This is a genomic window from Pseudomonas sp. PME37.24/025 (assembly GCF_055556615.1).
The window spans coordinates 1-265 of the sequence record NZ_JBVHNK010000271.1 but is presented as its reverse complement, the minus strand read 5'-3'; the positions used below and the strand labels follow the sequence as shown (position 1 = coordinate 265).

1 protein-coding gene is annotated in these 265 nt (G+C 58.1%); it reads left to right on the top strand.

The features are described 5' to 3' along the window. A partial coding sequence (locus ACZ3HH_RS30340; protein ID WP_465810317.1) for a hypothetical protein occupies positions 1-265 on the top strand: 265 nt, incomplete at both ends.

The following is a 265-nucleotide window of genomic DNA, read 5'->3' as shown; positions in this document are numbered from 1 at the left end:
ACCATGAATGTGATGCTGCCATTCAGCCTCAACGAATTGCTGGGTGAAGGCGGCAACGGTCTGGCTTACCTGGGCATGCTGGTCTTGTTGCTGGGCGGGGTGCTGCTGGTGCATCGCCTGGTGGACGATATTGCGGTACGCATTACCCGGGGTCGCGTCATCCTCGCCACGCTGGTGGCCTATCTGCGCAATCCAACGCGTTGGGTTGCGCTGCTGTTTACCACGCAATTATTGTTACGCAGTCCATCAGTCAAAGCGGGTTGGG